General features: G+C 68.7%; 19 protein-coding genes and 1 pseudogene. 18 read left to right on the forward strand and 2 right to left on the reverse strand.

Annotation, left to right across the window (positions count from 1 at the left end; translation table 11 throughout):
* Positions 1–104 precede the first annotated feature (104 nt).
* The 14 genes from FB473_RS11240 (at position 105) to FB473_RS11305 (ending at position 15,435) form a co-directional block, all read left to right on the forward strand.
* A complete protein-coding gene (locus tag FB473_RS11240) occupies positions 105–998 on the forward strand; it encodes an ATP-binding cassette domain-containing protein (protein ID WP_243863541.1) in 894 nt (297 codons plus the stop codon).
* Positions 995–1,804, forward strand: a complete 810-nt coding sequence (locus FB473_RS11245; protein WP_167167577.1) for an ATP-binding cassette domain-containing protein — start codon at positions 995–997, stop codon at positions 1,802–1,804. The genes FB473_RS11240 and FB473_RS11245 overlap by 4 nt, the downstream gene beginning before the upstream one ends.
* A complete protein-coding gene (locus tag FB473_RS11250; RefSeq protein ID WP_167167581.1) occupies positions 1,801–2,844 on the forward strand; it encodes an ABC transporter permease in 1,044 nt (347 codons plus the stop codon). Before FB473_RS11245 ends, FB473_RS11250 begins: the two co-directional genes overlap by 4 nt.
* 2 nt (positions 2,845–2,846) lie before the next feature.
* The gene (locus tag FB473_RS11255; protein WP_167167584.1) at positions 2,847–3,785 is read left to right on the forward strand and encodes an ABC transporter permease; all 939 of its coding nucleotides are present in this window, start codon (positions 2,847–2,849) and stop codon (positions 3,783–3,785) included.
* Positions 3,761–5,401, forward strand: coding sequence for an ABC transporter substrate-binding protein (locus tag FB473_RS11260; RefSeq protein ID WP_167167587.1), 1,641 nt, complete (start codon positions 3,761–3,763; stop codon positions 5,399–5,401). Before FB473_RS11255 ends, FB473_RS11260 begins: the two co-directional genes overlap by 25 nt.
* A gap of 39 nt (positions 5,402–5,440) precedes the next feature.
* Entirely contained in the window at positions 5,441–6,202 is a 762-nt protein-coding gene (locus tag FB473_RS11265) for a LamB/YcsF family protein (RefSeq protein WP_167167590.1), read from the forward strand.
* Positions 6,203–6,204: 2 nt separating this feature from the next.
* Complete coding sequence (locus tag FB473_RS11270; protein ID WP_167167593.1) at positions 6,205–6,948, forward strand: carboxyltransferase domain-containing protein; 744 nt, start codon at positions 6,205–6,207, stop codon at positions 6,946–6,948.
* Positions 6,945–7,913: a 5-oxoprolinase subunit C family protein gene (locus tag FB473_RS11275; protein ID WP_167167596.1), complete on the forward strand. Its 969-nt coding sequence runs from the start codon at positions 6,945–6,947 to the stop codon at positions 7,911–7,913. The genes FB473_RS11270 and FB473_RS11275 overlap by 4 nt, the downstream gene beginning before the upstream one ends.
* Positions 7,914–7,942: 29 nt before the next feature.
* Positions 7,943–9,751 carry an ATP-binding protein gene (locus tag FB473_RS11280; protein WP_167167600.1) on the forward strand — a complete coding sequence of 603 codons (1,809 nt, stop codon included), beginning with the start codon at positions 7,943–7,945 and terminating at the stop codon, positions 9,749–9,751.
* Positions 9,752–9,820: 69 nt separating this feature from the next.
* Entirely contained in the window at positions 9,821–11,005 is a 1,185-nt protein-coding gene (locus FB473_RS11285) for a pyridoxal phosphate-dependent aminotransferase (RefSeq protein ID WP_208390530.1), read from the forward strand.
* Entirely contained in the window at positions 11,002–12,000 is a 999-nt protein-coding gene (locus FB473_RS11290; RefSeq protein WP_167167606.1) for a hypothetical protein, read from the forward strand. Before FB473_RS11285 ends, FB473_RS11290 begins: the two co-directional genes overlap by 4 nt.
* A 33-nt stretch (positions 12,001–12,033) precedes the next feature.
* Positions 12,034–12,789 (forward strand): SDR family oxidoreductase, encoded by a 756-nt coding sequence (locus FB473_RS11295; RefSeq protein WP_167167609.1) that lies wholly within the window; start codon positions 12,034–12,036, stop codon positions 12,787–12,789.
* A complete protein-coding gene (locus FB473_RS11300; RefSeq protein ID WP_167167612.1) occupies positions 12,786–14,102 on the forward strand; it encodes a Glu/Leu/Phe/Val family dehydrogenase in 1,317 nt (438 codons plus the stop codon). Before FB473_RS11295 ends, FB473_RS11300 begins: the two co-directional genes overlap by 4 nt.
* A 37-nt stretch (positions 14,103–14,139) precedes the next feature.
* The gene (locus FB473_RS11305; RefSeq protein WP_167167616.1) at positions 14,140–15,435 is read left to right on the forward strand and encodes an MFS transporter; all 1,296 of its coding nucleotides are present in this window, start codon (positions 14,140–14,142) and stop codon (positions 15,433–15,435) included.
* 7 nt (positions 15,436–15,442) lie between these two features.
* Here the strand turns inward: FB473_RS11305 and FB473_RS11310 are convergent, their stop codons facing one another.
* On the reverse strand, positions 15,443–15,688 hold the full coding sequence (locus FB473_RS11310; RefSeq protein WP_167167619.1) for a hypothetical protein: 246 nt from the start codon (positions 15,686–15,688) through the stop codon (positions 15,443–15,445).
* 10 nt (positions 15,689–15,698) lie between these two features.
* The gene (locus FB473_RS11315) at positions 15,699–17,447 is read right to left on the reverse strand and encodes a sodium:solute symporter family protein (protein ID WP_376837247.1); all 1,749 of its coding nucleotides are present in this window, start codon (positions 17,445–17,447) and stop codon (positions 15,699–15,701) included.
* A gap of 161 nt (positions 17,448–17,608) precedes the next feature.
* On the opposite strand from FB473_RS11315, the gene galK reads away from it, so the two are divergent.
* The 4 genes and pseudogenes from galK to glnA all read left to right on the forward strand — a co-directional run bounded on the left by galK (position 17,609) and on the right by glnA (position 22,507).
* Positions 17,609–18,838: a galactokinase gene (gene galK / locus FB473_RS11320; protein ID WP_167167625.1), complete on the forward strand. Its 1,230-nt coding sequence runs from the start codon at positions 17,609–17,611 to the stop codon at positions 18,836–18,838.
* 34 nt (positions 18,839–18,872) lie between these two features.
* Positions 18,873–19,793: an aldose 1-epimerase family protein gene (locus FB473_RS11325; protein WP_167167628.1), complete on the forward strand. Its 921-nt coding sequence runs from the start codon at positions 18,873–18,875 to the stop codon at positions 19,791–19,793.
* Positions 19,790–20,823: pseudogene (locus FB473_RS11330) on the forward strand (LacI family DNA-binding transcriptional regulator). Before FB473_RS11325 ends, FB473_RS11330 begins: the two are co-directional and overlap by 4 nt.
* Positions 20,824–21,085: 262 nt before the next feature.
* On the forward strand, positions 21,086–22,507 hold the full coding sequence (glnA, locus tag FB473_RS11335; RefSeq protein WP_167167631.1) for a type I glutamate--ammonia ligase: 1,422 nt from the start codon (positions 21,086–21,088) through the stop codon (positions 22,505–22,507).
* The last annotated feature ends 216 nt before the right edge of the window (positions 22,508–22,723 follow it).

Here is a 22,723-nt window from a genome sequence, read left to right on the forward strand (position 1 = left end):
GACACAAAAATACCGTATCCAGAATATACGTGGATGAAACATTCCGTCGGTAGCGTCGCCAGCGTCCGTAGAAGCGACACTTCCTTCGAAAACGCAGGGATGCCATGGCAATTGCCCAATTGAATGCACCGAATGTCGATGAGGCCATCGCCGTCGACGGTTTATCGGTGTCTTATATCGCAGACGGCGAGCCCATTCCCGCGGTGCACGGGATCAGCTTTTCTCTCGCGCCATCGGAGAGGCTCGCAATCGTCGGGGAATCCGGTTCGGGAAAGTCCACACTCGCCACCGCCGTGGCCGGTCTCATTCCCTGGTACGTCGCAGAAATCACCTGCGAATCGGCGCGGATCGGCGGTGTGCCGGTGGAGATGCGTGCCGGCAGGGACGTCATCCCGAGGCGCCGAAAGGGCGTCTCGATGATCTTCCAGGACGCCATGACCTCGCTGGACCCCGTGGCCTCGATCGCCCACCAGTTCCGCACCGTGCTGCCCGCGGGGCATGGGACGACCCGGGCGCAGGTACGCCGGACCACGCTCGAATGGCTGGCGAAGGTCGGCATCCACGAACCCGACCGGGTGGTGAAACTGCATCCCCACGAGCTCTCCGGCGGCATGCGCCAGCGGGTCATGATCGCGCTCGCCCTGTGCAGCGCACCCAAGGCGCTCATCGCGGACGAACCGACCTCGGCCCTGGACGCGTCACTGAGCCGGCGGATCATGGACCTCATCCTGGAGCTCACCGAGGAGCTCGGCACGGCATTGATCATCATCACCCACGACGTCGACCTCGCCCGCACCTACACCGACCGCACCCTCGTGCTCAGCCACGGCGAGATGCAGGACCTGTGCGCGACCAGCGAGCTGTCCTCCCCCGAGCGCTCGGCGTACACGCGAGCCCTGATGCGCTGCGTCCCCCGGATCACCGACTACGACCTCGACACGCTCCCCACTCTCATGACGTCGAATCCGAGCCACTCGATCGCGGAGGTCATCTCGTGAACCCGTCGGACTTCGAACTCGTCCTCTCCGGGGTCCGCAAGGACTTCGGCCATCGGAACAGGCGGTTCACGGCGGTCCAGCCCCTGGACCTCAGGGTCGACCAGGATTCCAGGATCGGAGTGATCGGCGAGTCGGGATCCGGGAAGTCGACACTCGCCCGGATGATCGTCGGCCTCGAGCGACCGACCGACGGCGTGATCACCTTCGACGGGCGACCGGTTCCCGAGTGGCTGGCCATGCGGTCGTCCCGGCTCGAATACCGCCGTTACGTGCAATACGTCGCACAGGACACCTCGTCGTCCTTCGACCCGCGGAAGACCCTGTACGACGCGGTGTCCGCTCCGCTCCGGTTCCTGTGGGGCATCACCGACCCCGCCCAGCTGAGGACGCGCCTCCACGCGATCGCCGAGGAGCTCTCCCTCGACCCCCGGTTGTACGACCGCCACCCGCACCAGGTGTCCGGTGGGCAGCGGCAGCGCTTCGCGCTCGCGCGCTCGCTGGTCGTCGAGCCGCGCCTGCTCATCTGCGACGAGGTCGTGTCGGCGCTCGACGTCTCGGTGCAGGGCACGGTGCTCAACCTCATCAAGAGCCACATCACCCGGCACGGCATGGGACTGCTCTTCGTCGCGCACGGCCTGCCGGCGGTGGCGTTCATCAGCTCCGAGCTGCTCGTGATGAAGGAGGGCGCCGTCGTCGAGACCGGCCCGGTGGGACGGATCGTGAGTGCCCCCGAACATCCCTACACGCGTGAGCTGCTCTCGGCCCACGCCGGACCCGACAGCGCGAGGGTGGAGGTCGCACGATGAGCTGGTACGAGCGGAACCGATGGTGGGTTCTTCGGCTGATCAGGCTTCCCATCGACATCTTCGTGTTCGCGACCCTCGCCTTCTTCCTGATCCGGCTGCTCCCGGGAGACCCGGTGGCGGTCGCGCTCGCGACGCGCAGCGACCCCGTGACCCCGGAACTCGAACAGACCCTGCGCGTCGAGATGGGGCTGGACGGGACGCTGTGGGATCAGCTGCTGCGCTTCTGGGCAGGCCTCCTGCACGGCGACCTCGGGACGTCGCTGGAGACCGGGATCCCCGTCACCCAGGAAGTGCTCAGCCGGCTGCCCGCCACCGTCGAGATCATCCTGCTCGGCCTGGGCGGCGCGTTCACCGCGACCATGATCCTCGGGTTCTGCTACATCAGGTTCGCCAACGACAAGCTGCGACGCGGCATCCGGCTCATCTCCAGCTTCGCGACGAGCGTGCCCGTGTTCGTCGTCGCGATCTTCGGCATCATCATCTTCTACGTCGTCCTGCACTGGCTGCCGGCGCCGCTCGGCCGCGTGGCCTCGGGCACGCTGCCCGTCGTCACCGGGTTCCCACTCCTGGACGAGGCGCTGAGCGGACGCTGGGACCTGCTCGGGCAGACACTGATCCGCTACATCCTGCCGGTGGGCGCCATGGTGCTCACCTACACACCGAACCTGCTCACCCAGTTCATCGGCGGCCTCGACAGGGAGCTCACCCAGACCGCGACCCGCTTCCAGGTGGCGGCCGGGGCCCGGCGTCCGTGGATCTACTTCAGCGTCATGCGGCGCTCGGTCTCCAGCGTGGTGGTGATCTTCGGCCTGTTCTTCGGCGCACTGATCGGCGGCGCCGTGGTGATCGAGAGCCTGTTCGGCTTCGGCGGGCTCGGACAGCTCGGCGTCAGGGCCGTCGGATCGGTGGACTTCCCGGCGCTGCAGGGCTTCCTGATCCTGATCGTGGCTTTCTGCCTCGTGATGTTCCTCCTTGTCGATCTCGTGAACATGTGGCTCGATCCGCGACGCCGGCCCGGCGTGGCGAGCGAGGGGAAGTGACCATGCTGCAAACGCAACAACCGGCGCTCGGCACGACCGTGGCGCGTACTCGTCCGGCCTTCCCGTGGGGACGAACCGTGGCCGCCTTCCTGCCCCTGGTGCTGATCATCGCCGTCGCGGTGCTCGCCCCGGTCATCACGCCCTACGATCCGGTGCGCACCGTGGGCGCGGCCAGAACCCCACCGTCGGCCGAGTTCTGGTTCGGCACCGACGCCGTCGGGATGGATGTGTTCTCCCGGGTGATCTACGGCGCACGGATAGCCGTGCGCTTCGGGATCACCGTCGCCCTGTGGGCGACCGGCCTCGGTATCCTTCTGGGCACGTTCATCGGGCTGTCGGAGAGCAGCCGGGGAATCCTGAGCACCGTCGGCCGGACCCTCAATCGCATCAGCGACTACATCATCGCCATTCCCGACATCATCCTCGCCGTGGTCGTCGTCGGCATCATGGGATCCTCCGATCTCGCGCTCACGGTGGCGATCATCCTCGCCCTGGTGCAGGCCCCGATCAAGCTCACCCGCATGGAAGTGCTCCGCGTCCGGAACGAGGCATACCTGGAGGCCGCAGAACTGGCCGGGGAAGGCAGGCTGCATTCGGCATTCGTCCACGTGATCCCGAATTCCCTGGGACCCGCGATGCGCAACATGCCGCTGATCTTCGGGAACTGCGTGATCATTCTCGCCAGTCTCGGATTCATCGGTGTCGGTGTGGACGCGCCGACACCCGAATGGGGATACATGATCTCCAGCGGCTTGTCGTCGCTCATGCTCGGCCGCTGGTGGGAATCAGTCTTCCCCGCCGTCGCGGTATTTCTCTCCGTGCTCGGAATCGCATATTCGTCCCGAGCGATCCCCAAGATGTGGCCGCGCATAGCGGCGCATGTGAAAAATCGGCCCTCGAAGAAAAGGAACGACCAATGTCCAGTCGAAGAAGAGCTCTGAAGCTGATCCCGGCTGTGGCCGCGATCGCGCTTCTGGTGAGCAGCTGCACCAATTCAGGCGACACCAACACCACCACCGATGCCAGTGACTCCATCACGGTCGCGATCGCGGCGATGCCGACGAGCTACGACCTCGAGGGCAACTGGGCCGCATCGAACGAGAACTACACCCTGTGGTCGCAGACCATGGTCGGACTCCTGCGGTACAAGTACGTCGAGACCGACGGCGTGCTCGTGCAGGACTTCAACCAGTACGAGGGCGTCCTCGCCGACGAGGACGAGCCGTACACGGTGAGCGACGACGGGCAGGACTACACCTTCCACCTCCGCGAGGGCGTCGTCTCGCAGGCGGGCAACCCGTTCACCGCCCAGGACGTCTACTACTCGATCGACCGCAAGCTCTCGGTCGACGGCGGCCGGCTCAACCAGATCAAGGACTACTTCTACTCGATCGACCAGCTCGAGATCGTGGACGACTACACGATCACGTTCCACCTGGACGACGTCGGCAACGACAACGTGTTCCTGCAGATGCTCACCGGTCAGATGGGCCGCATCTGGGACAGCACCGAGATGAAGGCGCACGCGACGACCGACGACCCCTGGTCGGAGGACTGGGCCGCCCAGAACACCGGGGCCGGCTACGGCCCCTACGACGTCGACTCCGTCACCGCCGACCAGCAGGTCGTCCTGACCGCGAACGAGGACTACGTGCTCGGCGCTCCCGCGATCAAGACGGTCACACTGCAGGTGGTGTCGGATTCCGGGACGCGCGCGCAGATGCTGGCGTCGAGCGACGTCCAGATCGCGGAGGCCCTGACGCCGACCGACCAGGAATCGATCCAGGACGACGAGAACGTGCAGATGGCCGAGGTCGACAACCCCATCGAGTTCGTCGATCTCGCCCTGGTGCAGAACAAGGCTCCCTTCGACGACAAGCTCGTGCGTCAGGCGTTCATGTACGCGGTGCCCTACGACGAACTGATCGAGCAGATCTACCGCGGTCGCGCCACGACCAGCCCCGGATGGTTCACCCCGACCATGGGCGTTCCCGGTCTGTCCACCGATCCCGCCTACACCTACGACATCGACAAGGCCAAGGAGCTCCTCGCAGAGGCCGGCAAGTCGAGCGTGGACGTCACGCTGACCGTCTCGAACGCGATCCCTGACATCGTCGACGCGGCGATCATGATCGCGTCCTACGCCAAGGACGCCGGCTTCAACGTCACGGTCGAACAGCTCGCACCGGCGGAGTTCGCCACCGGGCGTCTGGAGACGACGTTCGAGTCCATGTTGATGTCGAACCGCTCGCAGCAGCAGGCGCCGTCCTACGTCAGGAACTTCTTCCTCCCCGGTGACGTGAGCAACAGCGGCGCGTACGTGCCCACCGACGAGTGGCTCGCCCTGAACCAGGTCGCCATCGACGCGGGCACCGGCACGAGCGAGGAGGCGGCTCCGTACTGGGAGAAGGTTAACGAGTTCATCAACGACGACGCCAGCCAGCTGCCGATCCTGTACCGCCAGCCGAACCAGGCGTACGCCACGACGCTGGAGGGCATGTCGTACCGGTACGACAACACGGTCGACTACAGCGTCCTGACGCCTGCCGGCTCCTAGTGATCCACCCACCCGTCACCCAGTAGAAAGGCACTCGGCATGGCCACCTCCGTGAATCTGGTCGCCGACATCGGCGAGAGTTTCGGCCCCTACGAGATCGGACAGGACGAGCAGTTGCTCGACTACCTGTCGTCGGCGAACGTGGCGTGCGGTTTCCATGGCGGCGATCCCGTCATCATGGATCGGACCGTGCGGCTGTGCGCCGAGAAGGGTGTCGCCGTCGGCGCGCACCCCGGTTTCCAGGACCGCCGGAACTTCGGGCGCGTGACGATCGAGCTGCCACCCGAGCAGCTCTTCGCCGACACGCTCTACCAGATCGGCGCCCTGAGGGCGTTCACGGACCGGTACGGCACGACGATCCACCACGTGGCTCCGCATGGTCGCCTCGGCAACCTGACGGCCGTCGATCCGCGCTATGCGGAGCCCGTGTTCGAGGCGATCCACGCGTTCGACCCGCATGTGCGCGTGTCGGCGACCGGCGGCTCGGTGCTGGGTGAACTGGCCGTCGCGGCGGGCCACGAGCTCGTCGCGACGGGCCTGCCGGATCGTGGCTACGACCCGGACGGGCACCTGACCAACCGCCGGAACCCGGGTGCCCTGGTCACCGATCCGGCCCAGATCGTCGCGCGGGCGATCACCATGATCGAGGACGGGTACGTGATCGCCGTCGACGGCTCCACCCGCGTCCCCGTGCCCTCCGGAACCATCCTGATCCACGGCGACAAGCCGTGGGCGCTCCCGGCCGCCAAACTGCTGAAAGCGGCGCTCGCCGAACGCGGGATGGAGATCAGGGCACTCTGAACGTGATCGAACAGCTCCCCACCGTGCAAGGTCTGCGGTCGTACACAGTCGAGCCGCTCGGCGAGTCGTACGTGCTCATCACCTTCACCGACGAGTCCGAGGAGGATCGATGGCGGCACGCCCATTCGATCTGCCGGTCGCTCGAACATCTGGGCTACGACGCCGTCATATCGACGTACCCCGCCTACGACAGCGTCCTGGTCGAGTTCGACGCGTTGCGCATCGACACCGCCGGGATCACACGGATCCTCGACGGGTTGGCGGGCCGCTACTCGGAGGCGGACGAGGCATGGCTGAGGGATGCCGTCGTCTATCGCTTCCCCATCCGGTTCGGTTTCGACATCGAGCCGATCGCGAGCGAGCTGGGCATATCGATCTCGGAACTCATCGAGATGGAGGTGAGCGAGCCGATCCGGATACGGTGCCGAGCGGTGGGCGGCGGCCTGATGATGCGCAATCATCCGACCGTCCCGCCGGTCCGGCGGCTCGCCTCCCCCGTCATCCGGGAGACGCTTGGAGGCGAGTTCAACCTCGCCGGCCATCAGTGCTCGATCGGCCTGAGCACAGGACGGGCCACGACCGGGTGGAGGACCATCGGCCGCACCCCCGTGGACGTGGCGGCCGAGTTCCTGAAACCCGGCAGGAACTTCCACATCGGCGACCTCGTGAAGCTGGAGCCGATCTCCTCCGACGCGTGGTCGCAGCATGTGGGACGCCCCATCGACGTCATCGGGGCCGACTCATGACCGCCTCCCGCGCGGGCGTCAGCATCCGCGTGCTCGAGTCGTTCGGCGCCGTGGTCCAGGACCTCGGACGCGTCGGTCACGAGAAGGGCGGGATCAATCGGAGCGGTGCGTCCGACACCTTCTCGTCCCGCTTCGCTAACCTCGCGATCGGGAACCGGGCCGACGCCCCGTGCGTCGAGATCACCGGCACGCGCTTCGCGTTCGAGACCGCCGAAGCCGTGACCATCGCGGTGACCGGTGCCGGCTGCGAGGTGCGGGTCGACGAGGACGTGCGGATACCGCAATGGGAGCCGGTCACCGTCCCGCGTGGGGCCCGTGTCGACATCGGCCTGCCCACCGCCGGCTACCGGGTCTACCTCGCACTCGCCGGAGGCCTCCGTGCGAGGAGTCTCTACGGAAGTGTCTCGCCGCTGCCTCCGTTCGGCTTCCTCAACGAGGTGCGGGCCGGCGACGAGTTGTCCCGCGATCCCCGCAACGCCGGATCCCCGGTGGCACCCGGATCGAGCGACCTCGCACGACCCTTCGTCGAGCGGACGCTCGGGGCGGAGCGGATCGGTGTGATCGAGACCGCCCAGACCGCGATGTTCGAGGGTATGGAACGCCTCTACTCGCATCAGTTCACGATGAGCCCGCGCAGCAACCCGGTCGGTGCCCGGTTCGCCGGCCCGACCCCGGTTCGCAAGGACAATCGTGAGCTCGTGAGCCGTTCGGTCCCGATCGGGTCCATCGAGATCCCGTCGGCCGGCGAACTCATCGCGCTGCTCCGCGGCCGGCTCATCACAGCGGGCTACCCCGTGCCGGCCGTCATCGCCAGGGCGGACATCGACGTCGTGGCGCAGCTGGCGCCGGGCGCGCGCGTCGGGTTCGAGCGCATCGACGAGTCCGAGGCCCGCTACCGACTCATGCAGACCGAGCTCGTCCTGCAGCGCCTGGCGGGACGAGACACGTCCCGCCATCACCTCTGAAGCCGTCGACCAGGAGCGATCCACCACACATGACAGCACCCATCGTCCACACCCCGGCCGTCTTCATCGCCAACCGCGGCGAGATAGCCGTCCGCGTCATCCGTGCGGCCACCGACCTGGGCTACCGGACCGCGGTCGTGTACGTCGAGGCCGACTCGGACGCGCCCTACGTCGCGATGGCCACACATGCCGAGTTGGTCGGCTCCGGGGCGAATCCGTTCCTCGATGCGGAGTTGCTCGTCGCCGCCGCCGTCCGGGCCGGGGCCGAACTCCTGCACCCCGGGTACGGGTTCCTGGCAGAGGACGCGGACTTCGCCCGGCGCGTCGAGGCCGCCGGCCTGTGCTGGGTAGGCCCGGGCGCCGAGGCCATCGCCGCGCTGGGTGACAAGACCTCGGCCCGGACGATCGCCCGCGCGGTCGGGGCGCCACTCGTCCGGGGGAGCGACGGTCCGGTGGCCGGGCCGGACGACATCCGGGATTTCGCCGACCGGGTCGGGTACCCGGTCGCCGTCAAGGCCTCGCACGGCGGAGGCGGACGAGGCATGCGTGTCATCGGCTCGCAGGCCGACATCGAACCGCTGTTCACCGCTGCGCGGAACGAGGCGCTCGCAGCCTTCGGCGACGCCGAGTGCTTCGTCGAGCAGTACCTCGACCGTCCCCGGCACGTCGAGACGCAGTGTCTCGCCGACGCCCACGGGAACGTCTCGGTCGTCGGCACCCGCGACTGCTCACTCCAGCGCAGGCACCAGAAGCTCCTCGAGGAGGCCCCCGCACCGGGCCTGACCGACGCGCAACTGGAGACGCTGACGACCGCGTCCCGCGACATCCTGCGGCACGTGGGCTACCGGGGCGCGGCGACCTGCGAGTTTCTCGTCTCGCGCGACGGCGTCGTGTCGTTCCTCGAGGTGAACACGCGCATCCAGGTCGAGCACACCGTGACCGAGGTCGTCTCCGGCATCGACCTGGTCGAACAGCAGTTCCGCATCGCACGCGGCGAGCAGGTGCGCTTTCCCGACAACCGGTCGCGGGGCACGGCCTTCGAGTACCGCGTCAACAGCGAGGATCCGGCGAACGGCTTCCTTCCCTCGACCGGTGTCATCACCCGATATGCCGAACCCTCCGGGCCGTGGGTCAGGGTCGACAGCGGCGTACGCGCGGGAAGCGACGTGTCGGGCATGTTCGACTCGATGCTCGCCAAGCTCGTCGTGACCGGTTCCACACGCGAGCAGGCCCTCGACCGCTCCCGCCGAGCCCTCGGCGAGTTCGTCGTCGAAGGAGTACGCACCACGCTGCCGCTGTTCACCGCGCTCGTGGACGACCCGGTGTTCCGCGCGCACGGCTCCGGAACCGGCGAGGGCATCCACACGAACTGGGTCGAGCGCGACTTCCTCACCGGAGGCGGGCTCGAACAGGTCGCGTCCCACCAGGACGACGCGTCCGAACCGCCGTCCGGCACGGGGCAGGCGACGCCGGCCGGCGTGGTGATCCGCGTCGACGGGCGCGAGATGAGTCTGGAGGTGCCCGATGCATTCCTCCGGCGGATCGCCTCGCTCGGATCGCCGGCACTCCGCCCGGCCCCGCGGCTCGCCGGTGTGAACGTCCGGGACGCCGCCTCGCCGCAGGTCACCGGGCGCGTCGTCAGCGCACCCGCCCAGGGCATCGTGGTGGCGGTGCACGTCTCGGAGGGCACCGACGTCCACGAGGGCGATCCCCTGGTCACGATCGAGGTCATGAAGATGGAGCACACGATCCGCGCCCCGGGCGACGGGCGCGTCGAGCACCTGGTGGGGCTCGGCGAGCAGGTGTCGCCGAGCACACCGCTCCTCCGGCTGGTCTGAGGCGATTCCCGACCCGACGACCGACACGGCACCACCACATCACATCCGCACCGCACACAGAGAGGCCACATGATGGCGACTTCCCCGGTATCGGCACGAGTGAGGCGCGTCCGGGACGTGTCCCGGCGCAACGAGGTGCCGGCTCACGCCGACCTCATCGAGCTGTCGAAGGGCGAGCCCGATCTGGACACGCCGCGTCCGGTCGTCGAGGCGATGACCGGGGCGATCGCGGCGGGCTGGACGCACTACGCCACGGTCAAGGGTGACCCCGAACTCCGTGAGGCACTGGTCACCGACGCGAACCGGAGGCACGGCACGTCCTATTCGGCGGCCGACTGCGTGATCACCCACGGGGGCGCGGCCGCGATCACCGCGACCGTGCTCGCACTCGTCGACCACGGCGACCGGGTGGTCACCGCCGACCCGAGCTACTCGCTGTACCGGGACGCCGTCGCCCTGGCGGGCGGCGAGCTCGTCGAGGTCGAGATCCGGCCCGGGGACGAGAGCGCAGGGCTGCGGAGGCTCGCACAGCGTGCGATCGCCGAGGATGCGACGATGATCATGCTGTGCAACCCGGTCAACCCGAGCGGGGCCACCTACGATCGCACGGAGCTGGAGTCCCTCGCCGCGACGCTGACCGGCACCTCCATCCGGGTGTTCGTGGACGAGGCCTACGAGGCGTACGTCTACGAGGACGGCGCCTTCGCGACCGCGCTCGACGTCCCGTCCCTGATCGAGCGGCTGATCTTCTGCCAGACCTTCTCGAAGACCTACGCGATGACAGGGTGGCGGATCGGATATGTCGTCTCGTCCGACGCGCAGGCACTGCAGGCGATCCTGGACGTCCACAAGACGTTCAACGGGCCCCTCAACACCGCCGTGCAACGCGCGGCGATCGAGGCGATACGCACCCGCGACGACGTGATCCCCGCGATGCTCGCCGAGTACGCGCAACGCCGGGCCTACGTCATGGACCGGCTCTCAGCCGTCCCGGGAGTGCGCTTCGTCGCCCCGGTCGGCGCCTTCTACGTGTTCTTCGAGTACGACCTCGACATCGGATCGGCCGAACTGCGCGACCTGCTCGTCCGCGAACACGGCATCGCGCTGCGGCCGGGATCGGAGTTCGGGGACGCCGGGGAACACCATCTGCGGCTCTCGTACACCTATTCGATGGACACGCTCGCCGCCGGGATCGACCGGCTCGAGAAGGCCTTCACGGAGCTCGCCGGTATGCGGGCGGTGACGGCCCCATGAGTGACGGCGCCCTCCCGTCCGGGTGGATGGAGCAGATCCGGTCCTGCGCGCTCCTCGACGACCTCTCCCCCGTGAACGGGATCGTCCTGCGGAGCGGGTCGCGGCTGGAGCTCGCCGTCGGCTCGATCGCCGGGCGGCCGACGTTGGTCGGCGCTCTCGACGGCACCGAGGCGGACGCCGGCGACATCTGGGAGGTGGCACGCCGCGCGGAGGCGATGTCGATGCCCTCGGTCACGGTGACCACGGCCCGGCCGACCGGCGTGGCCATCGGTCAGGCCGGGCCTCCTCGCTCGCCCCACGTGGTCGTCGCGCCGCCCGCTCCCGACGACACCGAGGCCGCGTTCGGCGCCTGCCGGGCGTTGCGCGTGACGCTCACCGACCGTCCCGACGGATCGGCCGTGCTCTCGGCGCCCGACACGGCGGCCGGGCTGGACCTCGCCTGCCTGCTCGTCAGCTGCCTCCCGGCGACCTGTGATCAGACGCCGCCCTCGTATCGTCCCGTCGACAAGCCGGAGGCCGGCGAACTGGGCCCGGCAGCCGAACGGAACGCGACCGCGGTCCTGTTCGCCGTCTGCGACGACATGCTCCGGCTGTTCCCCGACGAGACCGACGAGCTCGTCCTCGCTGCCGCCCACGTGCATGGCCACGGGATCGCCATGATCGCCCCGCAGTCGCTCTCGCGTCCCACCCTCACGCAGCGGTCGGTCGCCCGGCTCACCGGCCTGCTCAGGTTGTGCGCCCGGTACTCGTTGCCCGTCGCCGTCCTGGGCGGCCTGCCCGAGATGGTGTGCGAGCCGGCGGTGGCAAGATTCCTGCTCCGCGACCTCGCCGTCGCGGCCGCGGACCTCCACCGGCCCGTGATCCTCGTGCCGGACGACACCCCGGGCTCCTCCGTGCAGCGGGTGCTGGGCTCGGCTCCCGCAGCCGTGGAACTGGCATCGTCCACGGGGCTACGCCGCGGCATCGCCGGCTGGATCGGCGCCGACCTGTCATGACCCGAAACCGATGAGAAAAGGACACCTGAGCACATGACCTACAGCGACTATTCCACCGCCCTCGTGACCGGAGCATCGTCGGGCATGGGCGAGGCAACCGTGCGGATGTTCGTCGCACGCGGACTCACCGTGCACGCCGTGGCCCGCGACGGGGCCCGGCTCGACGCGCTCGCCGACAGCCTCGGTGTGATCCCGCACGCCGTCGACCTTGCCGACACCGACGCGATCGAATCCGAACTCGGCGGTCTTCGCGTGGACGTCCTGGTGAACAGTGCGGGAGTGAGCCGGCAGGGCAACGTCCTCACGTCCACCCGATCCGACCTTGACGCGATGGTGGACGTCAACCTGCGCGCCGTACTGCACCTGACCAGGCTGTTCCTGCCCGGCATGGTGGATCGCGACCTCGGGCACATCGTCAACATCTCCAGCATCGCCGGGCACTACAACTTCTTCGGGCACACCGCCTACCACGCGACGAAGGCGGCGATCCACCAGGTCTCGCGCCAGCTGCGCAACGACACCCTGGGCAAGCGCATCCGCGTGACCGAGATCTCACCGGGACGTGTGGAGACCGAGATCTTCGGCCGCAACCTCGGGGGAAGCCCCGAGGCGATGAAGGAGGCCTGGGCGACCTACTTCGAGGGTTACGAATCGCTGACGACCGACGACATCGTGTCGGCGATCGACTTCGCACTCAGCGCCCCACGACATGCCAACATCGGCCTCATCGAGATCATGCCCACCTTCCAGGTGCCCGGCGGCCTCACCTTCGACAGGAGGGCCGAATGAGCGTCGGGGTCACGCAGGTTCCCACCTCGGCCCGGCCCGGCGGTCCCATCGGCGCCCCGCACGATCTCGGGCCCGGCACCGGCCCGTTGGGCGCGGCGATCCGCCAGCTGCGCGACGCGGCCCGGTCGCTGGAGCTTCCATGCGCACTCTTCGAGACGCTGGCGCGACCTCAGCAGGAGGTGACCGTCCACTTCCCCGTGATGATGGACGACGGCTCCGTCGTGACGCTCGAGGGACACCGCGTGCAGCACAACCTCGCTCGCGGGCCGGGAAAGGGAGGCATCCGGTACGCACCCGGGGTCGACCTCGACGAGGTCCGGGCACTGGCGATGTGGATGACCTGGAAGTGCGCGCTCATGGACATCCCGTTCGGCGGGGCGAAGGGGGGCGTCGCGTTCGACCCGGCGGAGCGCACCGATCACGAGGTCGAGCGGATCACGCGGGCGTTCACCCATGCGATCAGCCACTTCATCGGGCCGGACACCGACATACCGGCTCCCGACGTGGGCACCGACGAACGCACGATGGCGTGGATGATGGACGCGTACGCCCGGAGCACCGGGCAGTTCGCACCCGCCGTCGTGACGGGCAAGCCGCTCGCCATGGGCGGCTCGCACGGACGGGCCAGTTCGACCTCCGACGGCCTCGGCTTCATCACGATGGCGCTCCTCCAGGACCTCGGCATCGAGGCAGGGAAGGCGTCGGCATCGATCCAGGGGTTCGGCAAGGTCGGCGGGGGGCTCGCCGCGTTCTACGAGAAGGCCGGCATCGCCGTGCACGCGGTCTCGGACCGCTACGGAGCCATCCGCAACGACCGGGGCATCGACATCCAGCACCTCCGCCGGCATGTGGCACAGACCGGATCCGTGGTCGGCTTCCCCGGTGCCGAACGCACCGATCCCGCCGACGTGCTGGCGGCCGACGTGACGATCGTCGTCCCCGCCGCGATCGAGGGCGTGGTCACCGGCGCGAATGCGACCTCGATCCGGGCCACCGTGCTCCTCGAGGGTGCGAACGGGCCGACGACCCCCGAGGCCGACGAGATCCTGGCGGACCGTGGCACGCTCGTGGTGCCCGACATCCTGGCCAACTCGGGCGGCGTGGTGGTCAGCTACTTCGAATGGGTGCAGGCTCGCCAGCAGCACCGATGGACCGAGCATCGCGTCCGGCAGGATCTGCGCGAACGCATGCTCCGGGCCTGGGAGATGGTGCGCCGCGATGCCGCCGGGCGGGGCCGTACCCTCCGGGAGTCGGCCACCGCCATCGCCGTGGGGCGGGTCGCCGACACGCAGCGCATGCGGGGGATGATGTGATGCGCCCCCGCCTCGCGAGTCGTTGACCGGGGGAACGATGTCTGTGCACTCGCGAGGACGCGGGCCCGGCCTGGCCGAACGGGATCACGGGGACGGCTGGGTGTGGGTCGTCGTCAGCACGTTTATCGTGTTCCTCGTCGTCGGGGCGCTGATCACGATCATCCCCGTCCACGTGGTGGACGAGCTGGGCGTGTCGACCGAGGCCATCGGCGTCGCCTCCCTGGCGACGGGCATCGGCGGGGCGGCCGGACGGCTGGCCAGCGGGCCGCTGCTGCGCGGGTTCGCCTGGCGGCGGGTGGCGCTGTGGGCGCTGGTGACCTGCATCGTCTCGCTCGTCGGCACCGCGGTGGTGGCCGATCTCGTGTGGTTCGACGTCTGCCGGGCCGTGCAGGGCGTGGCGACGGCGCTCTTCCACACCGCGATCACCAGCGGCACGCTCCTCGAGGCGGGGCCCGAACGGGGGGCCACTGCGCTGGCGGTGACCTCGGCTCCGCTCTACGTCGGCACCGCGCTCGGCCCCGGATTCGGCGAGTTGCTCGCGACGCGGGCAGGCGCCGAGCCCTGGCTGCTGCTCGCCGCGATGGTCGCCGTGGCCCTGGCTCTCATGGTCGTGTCCGCGGTACGCGGTCCCCGTGCGGTTCCGACCGGGGCACGGAGCCCGGACGAGACCCCTGAGCGAGCGCACGGCACCGCCGGGCCTCTGCGAGCCCTGCATGCGATCGTCTACCCGGCGGCCATCGTGCCGGGTCTGATCTGGGTGCTCATGGCGTCCCAGTGGATCGCGCTGCAGACGTACCTGCCGCTCCTCTCGGGACATTTCGGGCTCGAGCGGGTCGGCGCCGTCTACGCCACGTTCGCGGGCTGCGTCGTCGTCATCAGGGGCGCGGGCGCCCGGTGGCTCAACCGGGTGCCGAACCGGCGCATCGTCGCCGTGAGCTGCGCGAGTGCGCTGGCCGGTAGCCTCGTGCTCCTGCTCGTCCGCAACGCGGCCGGACTGTATGCCGGGGTCGTGCTGCTCGCCGTCTGCGCGGCGCTCGGGTACGGGGCCCTGCTGCAGCTCGCCCTGGCGCTCGTGCGACCCCAGGAGCACGGGGCCGCGGTCAGCACGTTCTCGCTGATGCTCGACGCGACCTCCGGCACGGTCGTGGCCGTCATCGGCTTCTACTCGGCGGGAGGCACACAGGCCACGAGCCTCGTGTCGCTCGGGCTGGGCTGTGTGGCACTCGGCACCGTGTTGTTCGCGGGCTGGGCCGCCGTCAGGAGCCGTGGCCTGCACGCACAGGCGCGCAGGCCGGGCATCCTGATCGACGGCCCCGGGGACGCGATCGGGTGATCCGCCCTCACTCCTCGATCTCGTCGGGGACGTACGTCGGCCTCAGCGCCGCCCACAACGCGAACAGGCCACCGACCACCAGGAGGGTGATGCCCGCCCACAGGTTGGCGTTCACTCCCCCGGTCTTGTCCAGTTCCGGGTCACGGATCAGCCCGGTGAGCAACAGGATCACCCCGTAGAGACCCAGCAGCAGCCCGATCACGTTGCGGATGTCGAAGATGCCGCCGGTTGGTTTTGCAGAACGATCAGACATGTGCAGCCTCCTAGAAGGCGATGTTGAGGACGATGACCATCACGAGCGCGATGATGGCCAGCGGACCGGGGCGGCTGTACCAGGGCATGGTGGCCAGCTTGGGATCCGCGAAGTGCGACTTCGGCGTCTCCGAGTACACGAAGCCGACCAGTTCCTCGGCGGGCTTGGGCTTGGTCACCTGCGAGACCAGGAGGCTGACGATCACGTCCATCACGAAACCCGCGGACGCGGCGACGAAGGCTGTTCCCTGGCCGGGCAGGTTGACGACGCCCACCAGGCTCAGCACCCACACGCACACGGCCGACAGCGTGCCGGTCACCAGACCGACCCAACCGGCGGTGGGGGTGAGCTTCTTCCAGAACATCCCGACGATGAACGTGGCGAACAGCGGCGCGTTGAAGAATCCGAACAGCGTCTGGAGGTAGTCCATGATGTTGGAGAACTGCCCGGCGATCAGCGCGGTGAAGATGGCGATGATCGTGGCGGCCAGCGTCGCCACCCGCCCCACGGTCACGTAGTACTGGTCGTCCCGGTCCTTGGCGACGTAGGTCTGCCACAGATCGACGGAGATGACGGTGTTGAAGGCGGAGATGTTGGCTGCCATGCCGGCCATGAAGGCGGCCAGCAGGCCCGCGATCGCCAGCCCCAGCAGGCCGTTGGGCAGCAGGTCGCGCATCAGGTACAGGATCGAGTCGTTGTAGGTGACGCCCTGGCCCGAAGCTCCTCCGGCCACCTCGGCACCGGCCTTGACCTGGCCGATCTCGGGGACCAGTACGGCTGCCAGCATGCCCGGGAGGATGGTGATGAAGGGAACCAGCATCTTCGGGAAGGCACCGATGATCGGGGTCTTGCGCGCCGAGGTGATGGAGTCGGACGCCATGGCGCGCTGCACCTCGACGAAGTTCGTCGTCCAGTAGCCGAACGACAGCACGAAGCCGAGGCCGAAGACGATGCCGATCACCGACAGCACCGGCGAGCCGAAGCCCGACAGCGCCTGGCCGGGCCACGAGTGCAACTGCTCGGCCGCCGGGGCGATCTGGCCGGGGTTGGCCGCGGCCATCTCCGTGATCTTGTCCTTGAGCCCGGACCAGCCGCCGACCTTGTGGAGGCCGAGCAGCGACAGCGGCAGCAGCGAGGCGACGATGACGAAGAACTGCAGCACCTCGTTGTAGATGGCCGCCGACAGGCCGCCGAAGGTGATGTAGGCCAGGACGATGACCGCCGCGACGATCAGCGCGACCCACAGCGGCCAGCCGAGCAGGGCATGCACGATGCTGCCGAGCAGATACAGGTTGATGCCCGCGATGAGCAGCTGCGCCAGCGCGAAGGAGATCGCATTCACCAGGTGGGCGCCGGTGCCGAACCGCAGTCGCATGAACTCGGGCACCGAGCGCACCTTCGAGCCGTAGTAGAACGGCATCATGACGATGCCGAGGAACAGCATCGCCGGCACCGCGCCGATCCAGAAGTAGTGGACGGTGGGCATACCGATCTGCGCACCGGTCGCGGACATGCCCATGATCTCGACCGCGCCGAGGTTGGCCGAGACGAATGCGAGTCCGGTGACCCATGCGGGTAGCGAGCGTCCCGACAGGAAGAAGTCGAGGGATCCGGAAACCTGCCGGCGGGCCAGCAGACCGATCCCGATGACGGCTGCGAAGTAGATCACGATGATCACGTAATCAATCGCATTGGTCTGGATAAGCGTATCCATCCCCGTTGATGTCCTCTCAAAAGGTGCGACGCGCACACCGTTCATCTTTGTCGCGGAGCGGCCCGGTGTTCACGTCAACATTGTGATAGCGGAGCTATGCTTACACGACGGATAACCCCTGTCAAACAGTTTGCTATTTTTTGATGTTCACGTCATCATCTAGTGATGATCGGGACGCTGGAGCCCCGGCACGCCAAGGAGTAGCAATGGTCGAAATCCTCAACAGCTGGAGTCACGCCGACGGCGCCGCCCGCGCGAGCGCCCTGTTCAGGTCGCGGTTCGACACCGAACCCGACGGGGTCTGGGCGGCACCCGGCCGGGTGAACGTGATCGGCGAACACGTCGACTACAACGGCGGGCCCTGCCTGCCGATCGCGCTGCCCCATCGCACCTACGTCGCTCTGCGCGCACGGCCCGACGACCGCGTCCGCCTGACGACCAGGCAGGCCGACCCGCCGACCTGGGAGGGCCGCCTGGCCGACATCGCCCCCGGCCTGGCCGACGACTGGGTCGCCTACGCCGCCGGGGCAGCACGCGTCCTGCTCGACGACGGGTACCCCATCGGCGGGTTCGACGCCGCCATCGACTCGTGCGTCCCTCTCGGTGCCGGGCTGTCGTCCTCGGCGGCGATCGAATGCGCCGTGGCGATCGCGCTCGACGACGTGAACCGGCTCGGGCTCGCGGCCAGCGACCAGGGCCGGGCCCGGCTGGCGGGCGTCTGCGCCCGCGCCGAGAACGAGATCGTCGGCGCCCCGACCGGCGGCATGGACCAGGCCGCGTCGTTGCGCACCGCCGACGGGAAGGCGATCCTCCTCGACACCCTGGACAACTCCGTGCGCCAGGTGCCGCTGGGGCTGGACGATGCCGGGCTGGCCCTGCTCGTCATCGACACCCGGGCGCACCACGCCCTGGTCGACGGGCAATACGCGGCTCGCCGCCGCACGTGCGAACAGGTCGCGGCCAGGCTCGGCGTGCGGACGCTGCGCGAGGTCGCCGACCCGCAGGCCGCCCTGGCGACGCTGACCGACGACGTCGAGCTTCGCCGCGTGCGTCACGTCTTCACAGAGATCGCCCGAGTGGGCACCGTGGTCTCCCTGGTGGAGGCCGGCCGGGTGGCCGAGATCGGGCCGGTACTGGACGCCTCGCACGCGTCCCTGCGGGACGACTACGAGGTCAGCTGCCCCGAACTGGACGTCGCGGTGGAGGCATCCCGTGCCGCCGGGGCCCTCGGCGCCCGGATGACCGGGGGCGGCTTCGGCGGGTCGGCGATCGCCTTGGTTCCCAGCGATCTCACCGGGATCGTGATGGATGCCGTCGCGGCGGCGTTCGGCGACCACGGCATGGGGCACCCCGCCTTCCTGGTGGCCCGTGCCGCCGGACCTGCGGAACGGGTCGCGGGCAGCCCGGTCGCGCGTCCCGCGGGGGTACTGGCGTGAACCCGTGCCGGTCGCCACGCGCTACGGTGCTGACATGACTCCCACCGGCGCACAGTACGCGCTCGCCCATGGTGATCAGGAAGCGATCGTCACCGAGCGCGGGGCAAGTCTGCGCTCCTATCGGGTCGGTGGGCGCGACGTCGTCGTCACGTACGCCGAGACAGATCTTCCCCCCGCCTTCCACGGGGCTCTGCTGGCGCCGTGGCCCAACAGGCTCCGGGACGCGAGCTACTCCGTCGAGGGGGTCGTCCACCAGCTGCCGGTGACCGAGCCCGATCGCCACAATGCCCTCCACGGCCTGGTCTTCGACCTGCCGTGGCGGCCCCTCAGCCGGACGGCGAGCACGATCGTCCTCGGCCTCGATCTGGAGGCCCGCGAAGGCTACCCGTTCCCCCTGCGGCTGGAAGCCGAGTACGCGCTCGGCGACGAGGGCCTGCAGGTGAGCGTCCGGGCCGCCAACGCCGGGACGCGGATCGCCCCTTACGGCATCGGCTTCCACCCGTGGCTGTCGCCCGGGGACGCCACGGTCGACGAGTGCGTCCTGTCCGTCGACGCGGATCACTGGTTCCGCGCCGACGAGCGCCTCATACCGGTGAGCGTCGAGCCACTGCCCGCCGACCTCGACTTCCGGCAGCCCCGCGTCATCGGGTCCGCGTCGTTCGACGACGCGTTCACGGCGACGATGCCCCCCGGGGGCAGGTCCTGGGTCCGCCTGGACTCCCCCGACGGCTGGCGGGCAGCGATCTGGACGGCCGCACCCATGACCACGTGGCAGGTGTGCACGGGAGACTTCCCCGAACTGGGCCGCTACGCGCGCAGCGGGGTCGCCGCCGAGCCGATGAGCTGCCCGGCCGATGCCTTCAACTCCGGCCGCGGCCTCGTCCTCCTCGCGCCGGGCGACGAGCACGTGGCCCGATGGGGGTTGTGTGCCGACAGGCCGGGCGCCGGCAGATGACCGACGCGGGGCCGGGCGTCCGGCAGCCGCAGCGGACGACCACCTCGATAGCCGACGTCGCGAAGCTGGCAGGCGTCTCCAACCAGACGGTGTCGCGCGTGGCCCGTGGCGAGGACACCGTGCGCCCGGAGACGGCACTGCGGGTGCGCGAGGCGATGCACAAGCTCAACTACGTGCCCAATCGGGCGGCCCGCGCGCTGCGCTCGGGCCGCTCCCACACGATCGGGATCATCGCCCACCGCATCTCCCGCACCGGCGAGGCGCACATCGTCCAGTCGGTGATCGACGCCGCCCGTGAGGCGGGCTACAGCGTGACCCTGGTGGACGCGCCCAGCACCTCGCCCATCGACCTCAACACCGCCATGGGCCACGTTGGCCAGGCGGTCGACGGGATCGTGCTGGTCACCCTCGAGACCGCCGAGCCCAGCGGCATCACGCTGCCGCGCGACCTGCCGACGGTGGTGGGCGACTTCCGCTGGGCGGGCAGTCACACCGCGATCGGCTCCGATCAGGCGGACGGCACCCGCCAGGCGGTGGAGCATCTGCTCGGCCTGGGCCACCGCACCGTCCATCACCTGCGCGGGCCTTCCACCTCGGTGCAGAGCACCGCGCGTGAGGACGCGTGGCGCGCCACCCTGCGGCTCGCAGGACGCGAGATCCCCGAGCCGCTGACCGGCGACTGGTCGCCCGCCTCGGGCTACCTGGCCGGCCGCCGGATCGCGCGCGACCCGTCGGTGACCGCGGTCTTCTCGGCCAACGACGAGATGGCCCTGGGCATGTTGCGCGCCCTGCACGAGGCGGGACGACGCGTCCCCAGGACGTGTCGGTCGTCGGCTTCGACGACCTGATCGCCGAGTACATGTGGCCCCCGCTGACCACCGTCTCCCAGGATTTCGCCGCGACGGGCCGTGAACTGGTCGCCGCCCTGCTGGGACTCATCGCCGCGCCGGAGACGACGCCGATCAGCCGTACCCTCGTTCCCACCCGTCTCGTGGTGCGCGCGAGCACGGGGCCTGCCCCCACAGCCTAGGGGCCGGCCCCACCACCGCGGCCGAGCCCGCATTCGCCGGGCTTGTCGAAGCCGACTTGCCGCGAACACGCCCCGAGGAACCCGGCAGGCACGATCGGCCTCCCACGGAACGGAGCGAAGTACCCCGGAGACGCCACCTGAGCAGCGTTCGTAACATGTTTGAAACAGAACTGCAATATCTCGTGCCGGACTCCGGATAGCCTTTCACCATCACATCAGTCGTTCGGCCGCGCCCTTGCGGCTGTCGTTTGGAGGAAAGCCCATGTTCCAAGGCGCCGATGACCTTCTGGCGTATGTCAAGGACGAGGGTGTCGAGAACATCGACGTCCGGTTCTCCGACCTGCCCGGTGTTCAGCAGCACTTCACCGTCCCATCCGGTTCGTTTGGCCCCGAGGTCTTCGAAAACGGATTGGCGTTCGACGGCTCGTCCGTCACTGGCTTCCAGAAGATCAACGAGTCGGACATGGCACTGCTGCCCGACCCGACGACCGCATACGTGGATCCCTTCCGCAAGGCCAAGACCCTCATCGTCAACTTCTTCGTCCACGACCCGCTGACGAAGGAGCCCTACAGCCGCGACCCGCGCAACGTGGCTCGCAAGGCCGAGAACTACCTGGCGACCACGGGCATCGGCGACACCGCCTACTTCGCCCCGGAGGCCGAGTTCTACGTCTTCGACGACGTTCGCTACGAGACCACCGGTCACAGCTCCTTCTACTCGGTGGACGCCGAGTCGGCGAACTGGAACACCGCCCGCGTCGAGGAGCGCGGAAACCTCGGCTACAAGGTGAAGACGAAGGGCGGCTACTTCCCGGTCGCTCCCGCCGACCACTACGGCGACCTGCGTGACGAGATCGTCAAGTACTCCGAGGACGCCGGGCTGATCATCGAGCGCGCTCACCACGAGGTCGGCGCAGCCGGCCAGGCCGAGATCAACTGGCAGTACGACACCCTGCTGGCCAGCGCCGACAACGTGCTGAAGTTCAAGTACCTGGTGAAGAACACCGCGTACGCGAACGGCAAGACCGCCACCTTCCTGCCGAAGCCGGTCTTCGGCGACAACGGCTCGGGCATGCACGTGCACTCGTCCCTCCGCAAGGACGGCGAGGCCCTCTTCTACGACGAGGCCGGCTACGCACAGCTGTCCGACACCGCACGCTGGTACATCGGTGGCCTGCTGCACCACGCCCCGGCCATCCTCGCCTTCACCAACCCGACGGTGAACAGCTACCACCGCCTGGTGCCGGGCTTCGAGGCTCCGGTCAACCTGGTGTACTCGGCCCGCAACCGTTCGGCCGCGATCCGCATCCCGATCACCGGCTCGAACCCCAAGGCCAAGCGCGTGGAGTTCCGCTGCCCCGACCCGTCGTCCAACCCGTACCTGGCCTTCTCGGCCCTGCTGCTGGCCGGCCTCGACGGCATCCAGAACCGCATCGAGCCCCCGGCGCCGGTCGACAAGGACCTCTACGAGTTGCCTCCGGAAGAGCACGCCAACATCGCACAGGTGCCGGGCTCGCTCGACGAGGTGCTCCTGGCCCTGGAGAACGACAAGGACTTCCTCCTGGCCGGCGACGTGTTCACCCCCGACCTGATCGACACCTGGATCAGCCTGAAGCAGGACGAGATCGCGGCCCTGCGCCAGCGTCCGCACCCCTACGAGTTCGAGCTCTACTACGGGATCTGATCCTCGGAGCCCGATCGAGGAACTCGTCACGACGGCGGGCCGCGGCCATTGGCTGCGGCCCGCCGTCCGCGTCCATCGGACCGGGACCACAACTTGACATGAGAATAATTATCAATAACTATGGACTTTGCACGGCGGTCCGTGCCTCTTCACGAGCACCGCTGACGACCCATACGTCCTGACGGCCCCTCCTCATCGTCGTCAGGTACCAGGCCC

The organism is Brooklawnia cerclae (assembly GCF_011758645.1).
Taxonomy (GTDB): domain Bacteria; phylum Actinomycetota; class Actinomycetes; order Propionibacteriales; family Propionibacteriaceae; genus Brooklawnia; species Brooklawnia cerclae.